The sequence below is a fragment of the Jejuia pallidilutea genome (assembly GCF_002973595.1).
GTDB classification, from domain to species: Bacteria; Bacteroidota; Bacteroidia; order Flavobacteriales; family Flavobacteriaceae; genus Jejuia; species Jejuia pallidilutea.
In genome coordinates this window covers 179941-194325 of the sequence record NZ_PVEO01000006.1, presented here as the reverse complement: position 1 = coordinate 194325, position 14385 = coordinate 179941, and the positions used below count along the sequence as shown (strand labels likewise).

At 36.4% G+C, this 14385-nt stretch carries 7 protein-coding genes; 3 read left to right on the top strand and 4 right to left on the bottom strand.

Annotated features, from left to right (window positions below; genetic code table 11):
- Positions 1–37: 37 nt before the first annotated feature.
- Together CLV33_RS11560 and CLV33_RS11555 are read left to right on the top strand one after the other, a co-directional pair.
- On the top strand, positions 38–1726 hold the full coding sequence (locus CLV33_RS11560) for a histidinol-phosphatase HisJ family protein (protein WP_105474044.1): 1689 nt from the start codon (positions 38–40) through the stop codon (positions 1724–1726).
- A gap of 260 nt (positions 1727–1986) precedes the next feature.
- The gene (locus CLV33_RS11555) at positions 1987–3921 is read left to right on the top strand and encodes a M1 family metallopeptidase (RefSeq protein ID WP_244906427.1); all 1935 of its coding nucleotides are present in this window, start codon (positions 1987–1989) and stop codon (positions 3919–3921) included.
- A gap of 97 nt (positions 3922–4018) precedes the next feature.
- Here CLV33_RS11555 and CLV33_RS11550 read toward each other — a convergent pair whose 3' ends face one another.
- Both CLV33_RS11550 and CLV33_RS11545 read right to left on the bottom strand, forming a co-directional pair.
- Entirely contained in the window at positions 4019–5023 is a 1005-nt protein-coding gene (locus tag CLV33_RS11550) for a PorP/SprF family type IX secretion system membrane protein (RefSeq protein ID WP_105474042.1), read from the bottom strand.
- Positions 5024–5027: 4 nt separating this feature from the next.
- The gene (locus CLV33_RS11545) at positions 5028–11105 is read right to left on the bottom strand and encodes a PKD domain-containing protein (protein ID WP_105474041.1); all 6078 of its coding nucleotides are present in this window, start codon (positions 11103–11105) and stop codon (positions 5028–5030) included.
- 183 nt (positions 11106–11288) lie between these two features.
- Between CLV33_RS11545 and CLV33_RS11540 the strand changes: the two genes are divergently transcribed.
- Positions 11289–12206, top strand: a complete 918-nt coding sequence (locus CLV33_RS11540) for a patatin-like phospholipase family protein (protein ID WP_042244590.1) — start codon at positions 11289–11291, stop codon at positions 12204–12206.
- Positions 12207–12208: 2 nt separating this feature from the next.
- On the opposite strand, the gene CLV33_RS11535 is transcribed toward CLV33_RS11540, so the two are convergent.
- The gene (locus CLV33_RS11535; protein WP_105474040.1) at positions 12209–12730 is read right to left on the bottom strand and encodes a DUF7935 family protein; all 522 of its coding nucleotides are present in this window, start codon (positions 12728–12730) and stop codon (positions 12209–12211) included.
- A gap of 27 nt (positions 12731–12757) precedes the next feature.
- Positions 12758–14311: an FMN-binding glutamate synthase family protein gene (locus CLV33_RS11530; RefSeq protein ID WP_045372257.1), complete on the bottom strand. Its 1554-nt coding sequence runs from the start codon at positions 14309–14311 to the stop codon at positions 12758–12760.
- Positions 14312–14385 lie beyond the last annotated feature (74 nt).

Here is a 14385-nt window from a genome sequence, read left to right as displayed (position 1 = left end):
AATTTGGACTTCTTTAAATGCTAAATGCAAACAATTGATGAGAAAACTTAACGAGTTTATTTGGGAAACACATGGTATACATGCAGGTACGGAACAAGACCATGTAAAGCATGGTATAGATAAGTTAGAGGATATTATTGATAAGGCTATTGAAGCCGGTAACCCAAGTATAACCTTTATTATACATTCGCCGAGGTTAACCAACTTTCGCTATATCGCCGAACGCGAAACTAATGTAAAATTTATTCGTGGCAATCGCTCTTATTTAAATTACCCAAAACGTATAGCGAATCTTAGAAAAAAATACGAAGGACAAATAAACATAAAATATGGTGTCGAGTTAGAATGGATGGGACCAGGTTTAGGGTTGCAATGGAGTCGTTCTAAGATTTTTCAGGCTGAGGATGCCGATTATGTGATTGGTTCCGTACATTTTGCGCCAGAAGGTTTGCCTTATGATGGCTCTAAAGAAGAAGCACAAGAATTACTGAAAATTAGGGGCAGTTTGGAAAATTATTGGGATGGCTATTTCAATGAAATGATTCAAATGATTGAAAGTTTTGGTGATATGATTCAGATTATTGGCCATATAGACCTGCCAAAACTGAATGTAGATATGCCCGAGGCTTTAATTAATTTTGAAACTAGCGCGCATCCTCTGGCAAATAAATTCCGTACACTTTTAGAATTAATTGCTGATAGGAATTTATCGTTAGATGTTAATATGGCCGGTAAGTTTAAAGGCGTTGGTGTGTACCCTACCCAAAGTATTTTAAGGTATGCCAACGAACTACAAATACCGGTTTGTGTGGGTACAGATACGCATCATGTAAAATACTACGGACTTAATTATAAAGAAAGTTTAGAGTACATACAAAAGGCGGGGTATGAGAGTTATGTGAGTTATTCTAAGCTCATTCCTGAAAATCGTACTATTTATAACGACCATGAGCTAAAGGTAAAATATACCATTTTAAATAAAGGTATTGAATTGCTCAACCAACGTTTAGATGATGAACAACGGCGCATTATCCCAGACTTTTCTTTTGGAGGTTCATTTTCAGAATTTGTAGATCTTTACAGAAGTGCCACTAGTATGGGCAATTATAATGCTATAAGAATCAGGAAGTTTGGAAAATCCATCACGGTTACCAACGAAATTCCAAAGAACACACAACGCATTGTAAATGGTTTGTTTTCTGAGCATTTAGATGAACCGGGAGTAATTTCATCTTTGTTTAATACCTTGGCATCCGAAGGGATTAATGTAGAAACGGCACGCTTAAAATCGAATAATGATGGTACCGCCTCCGCGTTTTTATCAATCGATGATTCTAACGGAAATGTATCTACAGCCATGGAATTCCTGAAAGGGACTGATGTTGGGCTTTTTAAAGACCTCACCTATAAAGAGAATGCCATATTACCAAATTACTATAGCAAAGGTGTTTATTTATTAGAAATGGATGGCGTTAAGTTAAATTTGGCTTTAAGCGAAAAAGTTATTTTAACGAAACATCACAATGCACCAGGCGTATTACTAATTCTGTTGTCTGCTCTAGCTTCCAAAAACATTAATATCAAAGATTTGCGATTAGGAAAGCTAAACGAAGTTGGGTATTCTGCACTTGCTGTTAGCGGCGATAGTAATATTATTAGAAACTTATTGACTAAATTAGGCAATCAGTATTATGAAGCTAATTTGATTGAGTTTCATAGTTTTTAACATAATATCTAAATATCACTTTTTGTCAACCTGAACTTGTTTCAGGTTCTAAATTGATGCTTACTAACTTTAAGATTCTGAAACAAGTTCAGAATGACACGTTTGTTTTCTTGTTCATTTGGTTTCTATAATTACTGTTTGTTTTTTAAAAATCCAATTTTGTTTTTGGAGCAATCTTTGATAGCTTTATCCGTATGAAACGAACCTTTCTTTTCATATTTTTTTGTGTGAACTTTTTAGTTGCGCAACAAACGGATTACTTGGATTTTAAAACTGCCAAGGCAACACTCTATATTGACTTAGAGAATAAAGAGATTCTAGGAGACATAGAATACAGTTTTGATGTTTTAAAAGAAACAGACTCCATAAAAATTGATGCTCCTAATGCAAAATTTGATTATTTAAGACTCAATGATGCAGAATATCTTCTTGATTTACCTAATATGCCAAAATTTGTAGGTAAAATTGGCGGTGCAAATTTGAAGCCATCAAAAAACAATATATTATCTTTTAAATATAAGGTCAAACCAAATAAAGCATTTTACTTTTTGGAAAAAGAAGAAAGTCATCAAGTATGGACTCAAGGTCAAGGTAAGTACACTAGCAATTGGCTGCCATCCTTTGATGATATGAACGAAAAAATTGAATTCGATTTAAGTATTATCGTTGACAATAAGTATAAAGTTATTAGTAATGGTAAGCTCACAAGAGTTGAGAAAAGTAAAGGATATAACCGGTGGTACTATAATATGAATAAACCAATGTCGAGTTACTTAGTAGCCCTAGCTATAGGTAAATACGATAAAAAAGTAGAATACTCCAAAAGTGGAGTGCCTTTAGAAATGTATTATTATCCTGAGGATTCCCTCAAATTTGAGCCTACATATCGTTATACCAAACAAATGTTTGATTTTTTGGAGGAAGAAATTGGTGTGCCCTATCCATGGCAAAACTACAAGATGGTGCCTGTAAAAGACTTTCTGTATGCTGGAATGGAGAATACTAGTCTCAATATTTATTCTGATGCTTTTGTGGTGGATTCTATTGCATTTGTAGATAAAAATTTTGTAAATATTAATGCCCACGAATTAGCACACCAATGGTTTGGAGATTTGGTAACCGCAACGTCTGGCACACACCATTGGCTACAAGAAGGGTTTGCTACGTATTATGCATTACTGGCAGAAAAAGACATTTTTGGAGAGGATTATTACTATTGGAGACTCTACGAATATGCTCAAGAATTAAAAGCACAAGATGAAGCAGGACAGAGTACGTATTTGTTAGACCCAAAATCAAGTAGTACTACCTTTTATAAAAAAGGCTGTTGGGTATTGCATATGTTGCGAGAAAGAATAGGAGATACCGCATTTAAAAAAGGCGTGAAAAAGTATCTAAAAAAGCATCAATTTAAAAATGTAAATACTGATGATTTTATCACAGAAATTGAAAAGGCGAGTAGTGAAGATTTAAGCGGATTTGTTAATAAATGGTTGGTCTCATCAGAATTACATTATAACGATTTAAAAAAACGATTTTTTGCTCATAAAGCTATCGTTAAAACTAAAAATGGCATTAAAATAGATTCTACTGCTTCAAGATCATATTATCCCATCAATTGTGAAGGCCACGAACAAATTTGCAAAGTGTTTTTATTAGATTCTAACGATTCGTTTAGAAATGCAAAAATCGTCGAACAATTAAGTGAAGAACATATTTCAAAATCAACGTTTTTTACTAAGGATATTAAAACCCGACAAGCAATAGCCCAAACCTTAACGGACATTCCTTCGGAATTAAAAACGGATTACGAATCACTTTTAAACGATAAATCCTATATAACCATTGAGATTGCATTATTTAATTTATGGCGGAATTTCCCTGAGGATAGAGCGAAGTATCTCAATCAAACTAAAACTATTATCGGCTTTAATGATAAGAACGTGCGTATTCTTTGGTTGACTTTAGCATTGATTACTGAAGATTATGAGCCCGATAATAAATCAAAGTACTTCAAAGAGCTAACGGGTTATACAAGTGCACAATATGGTTTTGAAGTGCGGCAGAATGCATTTCAGTATTTAGATCAAATACAAGCCTGTAATAACAGTTGTAAAGACAATCTAAAGCAAGCGACAACGCATCATAATTGGCGTTTTAAACAATTTGCAAAATCGCTTTTTGGCAAGAAGTAACTTAAAAAGTCTTTGTCATTCAGATCAAAGCGAAGAATCTAGTTTCGTATAAGAAAATATAGATGCTTCGGTCGTTGCCTCCCTCTGAATGACATGTTTACTTTCTACGTTCATTATTTGTTGGGCTTCTACACACCAAACAATCGGCTAAATAGGTGATGGACAATTCGTAAATGCCATCAGTTCTTCCAATATTAGAGGTGTTGAAGTCATACGAAAATCCGAACCTTAAACGCTCAAACTCTAAGCCAACAAGCGCATTTACTGAAGTTAGTAAATGACTGTTTCCACTGTTCTTAGCAGGGTTAGTAACTGCCATAGCACCCAAAAATAGCTTACTTAACTTTGCGGTTGCAGCTAAATCAAATCTATTATAAGCACCTTGCTGCATATAATTTGCCGAAAGTATCATATCGTTATAATCGTAATAGGGAAATTTATAATTGGCATGTATGGTGTAAAAAATATCTAGAGGCACATTACCATCATCAAAAAATGAAATATTGGGTTGGTTTAAATGTTTAATTGCCGCACCTAACCACAAATCGGTACCATTCGCTCTATTTTTTTTATCAAAAACAAAACCTGCGGTAAAATCTATAAACCCTATATTATTATTGGCATTAGATGCAAAAGGATCTGCTGATGTTGCATTAACAGTTCCTGCATTTATATTGATTTGATCGGATAAGACTAAATTTCTAAAGTTGAACGATTTCATGCCGTAACCAACTTCTATGGCTGGCCTAAAATACCAGTCGTTATTCAACCCAACGATATAAGCAAAATTGCCATTAAACTGAAAATGATTATAACTCGTGCTATTTTCACGCTGATTTAAAAAACTAAAACCAACACCAATACCATCCTTAGCATTTTCTAACCATGTATTAAAAAAGGCATAGTTTGTATCCACCTGTAAATCTAAATATGGCCATTGTGTACGATGCATTACTCCAAAATAAGTAGCTTGCTCAAACCCTGAAAATGCAGGATTCAAAGTTTCTGGCACCATAAAATACTGACTGAAAATGGGGTCTTGCGCTTGTGCTTTAAAACAAAAGCAAGTGATAATCAAAATATAATATAATCTTACTTTCATTTCTTTATTTAATTAAAACAACCACACCTTTACTGGTAATGGTTTCGCCATAAAACGTATCTCCAGAAAACGTATAATAATAATTTCCGTTTTCTGCATTTGAGCCCTTGATTTTCCCATCCCATCCTCTAAGACTCTCGCCTTCTTCAGCATACACCATGCTACCCCAAGTATCATAAATCTCAAATTTCATATTAGATAACGCAATTTGCGATGGTAAAAAGTAGTCGTTAAGCGCATCATCATTAGGTGTAAATGCATTAGGGACTATTAAGCTATAACCTTTCTGAATATTTAATGTTAATGTTCTGGTATACACACAATCAAAAGGATATACTACAGTTTGTGTGACTATATAGGTTCCAACGGTTTTATAAGTGTGAATGGGGCTTTCTTCACTTGAAAAATTGCCATCACCAAAATCCCAAGACATACCAACATAATCACCACTTGAAGTGTTGGTAAATTGAATAGGGTCTTCAATAGAATAAAACCCAAAATTTGTAATAGCTTCTGAAGTTAAAGTGAAATTGGGGTCTCCCAATTCTGGAATAGCAACATTGTACGAAAACGATATTGAGCAGCCTATACTATCCGTTACATCAATAACCACCAAACCATTAACATCGGTTTGCATAATTTCATTATTTACGCCACTAACTGTTCCGCTAGACCATGAGATTTGATAAGGCGGCACACCACCACTAGGTTGCGCTATAAACGATTGATCGACAGTTTTAGCATCACAATCAAAATTAGTATCCGTTTCCACAGCAACTTCTAGAGGATCAAATCTGTTTATAGTAAAAGTATCTGAGATTTCACAATTGTTAGCATCAGTGACCGTAAGTGTATAATCGCCTGGAGGAATATTACTTAAATCTTCTGTAGTAGCCCCGTTAGACCATGAATAGGCTAGAGGCAAGGTGCCGCCAGTTACAATAACATTTATATTTCCACTATTTGCATCATCACAATCTAAAGCATCCGTTTTAGTGCCAGATATATTAAGCGCAGCAGGTTCGGTAATCACAAAGGTTTCGGTAATTACACAAGGTTTTCCATCGGTAATTGTAACCGTGTAAGTGCCTGGGCCAATGTTGTTTCGTTCAACACCCGCGGTTGGGTCGTCATCCCAATTCAAATCAATCGGATCAATACCGCCTTCTAAATTAAGCACAATACTAGCATCGTTAGCACCGAAACACGATACATTAGTTACTTCTGGAGTAATTCTAAACACAGGAGGTGCATCAATTACCACAGTGGCTTCTTTAATACAATCTGTAGCATCAGTTACGGTAATCACATAAGTACCAGGTGATAAATTATTTTGAACAAGCCCAGAGCCTAAATTACTCCAAGCTACAGTATACGGCGCATTTCCGCCAGAAATAGTATCAATGGTTATGGATGCATCATTATCATTATAACATTCAATTTCCGTGGCAGTTATATCAATTATAATCTCGTCTGTTTGGTCTATTATCACTTCCAATGTATCTGTACAATTAGAGCGATCTGTAACCGTTACATTATAAGTTCCGGCAAATAGTCCCGTCAAATTACGATTTGTACTCGTGAAGCCGTTAGGCCCTGTCCAACTATACGTGTAATCAAATACTCCCGGTGATGTCTCAAAAGGTCTGCCGCCTGTGATATTGACATTAATTTCTCCAGTAGCTTCACCAAAACAAATAACATCAACTTTAGTATTTAAAGTAGCTTGTAATTCTGGAGGCTCAATTACCGAAAAACTTTGAATGATTGGATTACAATTATTGGCATCAGTAACAGTTATTTCATAAGTTCCTGGTGGTACATTAGTTAAATCTTCATCTGTACTATATGGCGTACCATTTCTTGTCCAGCTATAAGTGTAAGGCGCAGTACCACCAGAAACGTTAATACCGATACTACCATCATCTTCTTGGAAACAAGAAATTGTTTCTGGATCAAAATCAATGGTACTGAATATCAATTCATCAGGCTCAGTAATGGTGAATGTTTCAGAAAACGGACAACCACCATCATCTAAAATAGACACTGTATAATCTCCTGGTGCTAAGTTTGAAATATCTTCTGAAGTGTTCGTGTACCCATTTGGCCCTGTCCAATTAATTTGATACAGATTCCCTGTTGAAAACGGCACACCACCAGATATTGTGATATCTAAAGCACCACCATTATCTAAATAACAATTACTATTCGTTTGAATGGATGTGATACTTATGGAAGGATTTACAGTAATTACAACTTGAAAATCAGATCCAACACAAGCCCCTAAAGTAGGCGTTACTGTGTATGTTACTGTTGACGGATTTGTTGTAGTATTAGTTAGTGTTTGACTTATGGATGTTTGTGGCGTTGTTTCTTGCGAAGCACCAGTAATAGTCCCTACAGGATTTATTACGGGGTTGGTCCATGTGTAGGTTGTTCCCGTTGGTGCGGTATCACCTCCAGTACTATCTGGTGTTATGGTAAAAGTAGTTCCACTACAAATAATATCTGTTTTATCGCTAATATTTGGTGTCTCATTAACCGTTTGTTCAGAAATTATTGAGGTAATCTCTGTACAACCACCAGATGAAAATGTAATGATTGCATAATAATACACAGTACCAACTATTCCAGAAGGCGGTGTATATGTAGTCCCTGTTTCACCAGCAATGAGTGTGCCCGTTGTTGTATCATTTACAGTATTTGAATACCACTGAAATGTTGGTGTACCAACACCGTTTGCAAATGCCACAGATAGTGTATTGAATGATTCCCCAAAACAAATAGTTTCAGAAATTGGCTGACTGGTAATTGTAGGTGCTTGGTTTATGATAACTTCTGAGACATTACTAACAACGCTACATCCAGGGTCAGGTTGTGTAATTTCAGCATAGTAATATAAGGTGCCAACCGCAGTGGTTGGAGGTGTGAAAGTGGCGTTAGTTGCTCCTGCAATTATAGTCCCACCAGTATTTGCATTGGCTGTATTACTGTACCATTGAAATGTGTAATTTGTTCCCAACCCACCAGTGACTTGAACTTCTAAATCTTGAGGTGTGGTTCCTTGACACAATTCTTGACTTATTATAGGTTGTGTTGTTATTATTGGATCGTCTACAACACTAATTTCGGCTACTTCGCTCGTAACAGGGGCACATCCACTGCCATTTGCTGTAACGGTAACGTAATAGTAAAACGTTCCCGGGGTATTAAAAATGGGAGAGGTATAACGTATTCCTGTTTCACCCGGTATTGCTGTACCTCCAGTATTAGAATTTGTAGTATTTGAATACCATTGATAGGTAATAGTTCCTGTACCGCCAGAATGCGTTATGGCTAAATCTGTTGCAAAACTACCACCGAAACATATGCTTTGAGTTGGGATTGGATTGGTGTCAATTTGAATACCCTCAACAACCTCAATTCGAGCTGTGTTGGATATAATCTCATCACATCCAGCACCAGAGGTAAATGACGCTATCACATAATAATACGTTACACCAACAGGATTGTTTGGAGGTGTATACGTCGCGTTTGTTTCACCAGCAATTGCAGTTCCTGTAGCTGTATCATTTACGGTATTTGAATACCACTGATAGCTTGAGGTTCCAGGGCCATTAACAGAGACAGACAATTGATTAATAGTACCATTTAAACAAATAGTTTCATCTTGTGGCTGACTTGTAAATTCTGGTGCAGGATCAACGGTGATGACTAAATTAACAGGTGCGCCATCGCAATTGCTATTAGAAGGTGTTATGGTATAGGTAACATCTTCTGATGTCGTATTAGCATTAAAAATCGTTTGAACAGGTATGGTGCTAGTAGTGCCATTTGCAACAAAACCTGTAACACCGGGAGCTGCACTAGCAGACCATGTAAAGGTTGTTCCCGAAATATCTGATGTGAGATCGACTTCAGCCGTAGCCGTTCCAGAACAAATTGTTTGGGTTAAATCTGTATTTGTTAGTGTTGGAATTTGAAAAACCTCAAAATCTTCAGTGTCAGTTGTAGTGCCACAACTTGATGTTACACTAAAGCTTATTTGATAAACGCCGGGTGTATTGTAAACTATAGTTCCAGGGTTTAATGTTGTTGCTGTAGCCGGTGTTCCACCTGGAAAACTCCAATTGTAAGTTACAGTTTCAGTAGCTGGCGCACAGTTATCAACTGTAGCTATGGGATTTATGGAAGCCGTACCACAAAAATCAGCAACAGCATCAATAGCAACAGTAGGAGGTTGTTTTACTTCAATAGTTTCTGAAACCGTATCGCTTCCGCAGGTATTTGTTGTGGTTAAGGACAAGGTATAAGTTCCAGCACTAATAAATTCGAATGATGGATTAGCACTAGTTTCATCTGTTCCATTAGTAAAAGTCCACTGTGCTACGCCTGTACTACAAAAACCAGAGCTATAGGCTACTTCCCATAAATACGTAACACCACCACAACTCTCACTTAAATCTGTGGTATTTGTAGTTTGTACCTCTAAGGGTGAACATCCGTTATTACTATCTAAAGTAAAAGCTGCGTTTAAGTCGGCTTCAATACAAATATCTTTTGTAACCGTATCGGTAACGCCACAGGAATTTTCAGCATAAAGCGATACTGTGAATGTTCCCGTAGTGGTGTAAGTATGGGTTGGATTTCTATCGGTTGATGTATTGCCATCTCCAAAATCCCAATAATATCCGTCATTGATACTACAGTTATTGCTATAGCCATCAAGCGAGGTATTTTCAAATAAAACGGGAGTATTAACACAACTTGTTGGTGGATCCTCAAAGGCCACTTCAGGTCTCCTTAAAATTATAATAGGACCAGCAGTTAAATTTGTTTGCCCACAAGATGTAAAAATGTAGAGAATAACCGTGTAGCTTAACGGACAACTGGTTTCGGTGTAGGTGTGAGGAATTGGAAAATCTTGGGAATTTATAGGATCAGTAGCATTAAAAAAAGATGATGCTTCCAATTGTGCCTGTGTATAATTTTCAATAGTGCCATCACCAAAATCTACTTGATAATTGGTATCTGGTGGATTTGTAGCCCAAGACCCAATAGCAAATTCAATAGGATCTACAGGCGTACATAAATTCACAGTATTTCCAGGATTTACAATAGCCCCTGTAGGATTGCTAGAATTTTTAATTAAATAAGTTACTGTATTGTTACAATTAGTGCCTATGCCAGTAATTTCCATGTTGAATGACCCAAGTTGTGTATATGTGTGGGTTGCTGGAAAGGTAACACCTGTTTCAACAGGGCTCCCATCGCCCCAATCTACATTGTACGAACTAATACACGGAGACACATTATCTATGCCAACATTAATGGTATACGAAGGATCTGTTGTGTTGTTGCCACAATTATTGAAGGGATCGAAAGGACTGTCGACATCCCTAAAATCTAATAACGGTTTTTGCTGTACAGTTATGGGTTTTGTAACAGATGCAGTACAACCATTATCATCAGTAACAGTAAGTGTTACATTAAAAATTTGATTTCCACATCCAATAGCTTCAAAAACATGGGATGGATTAGCATTTGTAGACGTTTCGCCATCACCAAAACTCCAACTGTATGTAAAAGGACTATTTCCAGTTGCTGAAGGTGAAAAGTTTACTGGGGTTCCAGAACATGCCGCATTATTATCAAAATTAAAATCTACTGTGGGTAGTTCGTTAACGGTTATTGTGGCTGTTCCTGTTGCAGATTCAGTATCGCCAGTATTATCTTCAACAGAAACCAATCGATATATAAAAGTTCCAACTGTACCAGTGTTTACAGATAAGTCTACTGAATTATTTGAACCTGTCGTGGATACTGTTAAATTCCCGCCTCCATTAATTGTATAAGTAAACGTATAAGGCGCGGCACCCCCCGAACCTGTAAAGGTTATTTCGGGGTCTGGAGAACTATTTAAGCAAACTTCGGTTGTTCCTGAAATTGAAGCTGAAGGAGGCAAAATTATAAGCGCTAACCTATCAAAATAATTAGCCCTTGGGTGAATGCCGTTTAGTGCAAATAACGATGCAATTATTACAAAAGAAAATAATGCAACAAGAAACAATTTCTTCAGCATAAGTAAAAGTTAGTGTTAATAGCGATCCCTAAAATATAGATTCTTTTTTAGCTTGTACAGAAAATTTCGTGATAATGTGATTTTTATCTACAAAATACCTAGTGTTAGGTATATGGCTAATATTTATTCTGTGAGGATTTTAATATGACCTCTTATTCGTTATATTTATACCGTATTTATATTATGAAAGCCCTAGTTATATCAGGAGGAGGAAGTAAAGGCGCCTATGCTGGCGGTGTTGCCCAATACTTAATGGAAGTAGAGGGGCGCGATTACGATATGTTTTTAGGGACATCTACTGGAAGTTTATTGGTACCTCATTTAGCTGCAGGAGAAATAAACAAAATTTATCATGCATTTACCAATGTAAAACAAAACGATATTTTTAGTGTTAATCCATTCACGATAAGAAAGAAAGGCGATAGGGAGTTTGTATCCATAGATTTTGTAAATACTATATGGCAATTTATAAGAATGAAACGCACCTTTGGCGAAAGTAAAGCGCTTAGGCGACATATTAGAAAACATTTTTCAAAAGACGAATACGATAAAATAAAAACCACTAAAGATGATGTTGTAGTTACTGTTTCTAATTTATCAAAAAATAGAGTTGAGTATAAATCTATTAAAGATTATGATTATGATGAGTTTTGTGATTGGATTTGGATTTCTTGTAACTATATACCATTTATGTCTTTGGTTAAGAAAAATGAATTTGAGTATGCCGATGGTGGCCTAGGTTGTGTAATTCCAATTAGGGAAGCTATTTTGCGAGGTGCTACAGAGGTTGATGCTATAGTTTTAGAATCTGAAAGTATGGAATACAGTAAAGTTTTGGGCAATAATCCTTTTTCTTTATTAATAAATTTATTCGGGCATCTGTCTGACCAAATAGAGCGCAACGATATTACTATTGGTAAGCTAGCAGCAAAAAACAGGGGCGTAGAACTTAATTTGTATTACACACCATCTAAACTTACCGAAAACTCCCTAATTTTTAATAAGCAGCTTATGGCATCTTGGTGGCAACAAGGGTGGCAGTATGCAAAAGCGCGGTGCGAACAGGCAAGCTCTAACGAGGTACGTTTAGGCGACACATAATATTACCACAATTCCCTAACTTCTTCCTTTAGTATAGAAATAGCAGCATCGCTTGGTGAATGGCGTTCCATCATTTCAGTTAAAATTACTTCCCGAAGCTTATCGGCAGAATCTGTTTTTTCCGATAGGTTTGCTTTTCGTATAAGCTGTACAGTAGCACTTTTTGCGGTAGAAATCACACTCCAACATTTTTCGCTTACATAAATTTGTTGGGTTAAATTATGTTCCATCTCCTGTTGAATGTTTTGTATCAATAGAGCTTCGTAATCATCTTTATTAGAAGAAGTTGGCTTTACTCTAAGCAGTAGTTTATTAGGCGATATGCGTTCCAAAAAAAGTGTTAAACGTTCATATGCCTGTAGTCGTAATGGAAGCGATGTGGTTTGCAAATCTTTTTTTAATAAAAACCTACGACGACCATCTTCATTGGCTGTATGGGTTTTAAAAAAGTAGTACGCTATCATTCCAGTAATTAATGCTGGTAGCGTAAATAAGAATAAGTCTATAATTCTATTTGAATCCATAAGTGTTGGTTAATAATGTTAGGACATTTAGCATTTACCACCCAAATATACACATTCTTTCAAATGTTGTATACCTTCAAAAGGGACGTTTACTTTTTTGTACATGTATGTTTTATCTAATTCTTTAGATAAATTATGGTCATCTACATTCATTTCTATATCAGTCATTTTAAACTGACACGGATGCTCGTAACCCGCGGCATGGGTTATTTCAATTAATTCTTTTCTAAATGTTTTAAAGTATTGTGCTAAACGTACCGATTTTAGTGTAGGATCTATACCATTTTGTAACCATTTGTTTTGTGTTGCTATACCGGTAGGACAGCGGTTGGTATGGCAAATTTGGGCTTGTATACACCCAATACTCATCATTGCTTCACGGGCTACATTTATACAATCTACTCCCATTGCAAACGCCATGGCTGCTTTAGCAGGAAAACCTAATTTGCCACTACCAATAAACACTACACGGTCGCACAATCCCTTAGACTTAAATAGCTTGTAAACATCACTGAAGCCATAAACCCAAGGTAAAGACACGTGGTCTGCAAAACTTGGTGGTGCAGCACCTGTGCCACCTTCGCCACCATCAATAGTTATAAAATCTGGTCCTTTGCCGGTTTTTAGCATGGTATCAGCCAATTCTTCCCATTGTTCCAATTTTCCAATGGCAGCTTTAATACCCACGGGTAAACCTGTGTTTTCAGCAATAGCTTCTATAAAATCTACCAATTCTGGTACATTAGAAAACGCTTTATGGGTAGGAGGCGATAGTACATCCTTACCAACCTCAACCCCTCGTATATCAGCAATTTCCCTTGATATTTTTTTTCCAGGAAGCACACCGCCCTTTCCAGGTTTTGCGCCTTGTGATAATTTTACTTCAATGGCTCTTATAAACGGATTGTCTTCAACCAATTTCACCATTTTTTCCATAGAAAACCCACCATCTTTAGAGCGTACACCAAAATAACCTGTCCCAAAATGAAATACTACATCGCCACCGTTGCTATGATAAGGCGATAAACCACCTTCGCCAGTGTTGTGGTAAGCGTTCGCTATTGCTACGCCTTTGTTTAAAGACTCTATGGCCTTTGCCGATAACGAACCATAACTCATTGCAGATACATTAATTACGGAAGCAGGTCTGTAAGGTTTTTTGCGTTTGTTATAAGCCCCCATGACCTTGGCGCATGGTAAAAATGTGTTATCTAAGGTATGCGGATGCCCTTCTTCTAGTTTAAAAGGCATCATAGCATTATTTATAAAAATATGCTGATGGGCATAAATATCCCTATCGGTGCCAAAGCCTTCGTAGTTGTTTTCCTTTTTAGCAGAAGCATATACCCAACCACGTTCTATACGGTTAAAGGGCAATTCTTCCCTGTTGTTTGCTACAAAATATTGGCGCATTTCTGGGCCAATACTTTCTAACATATACCTTATATGGCCAACCAGCGGAAAATTATGAACTATGGTGTGTTTCTTTTGAAAAATGTCACGAATGGCTATTACTAACAACACAAGGATAATCCATAGCCACCAGGGTATATTTGATAAAAACTCTACAATTGAATTCATTTTATTTATTTAAAAATATCTAACCAATTATTAAAACAGTTAATATTTAAACTATTAAAGATATTTATTATTTG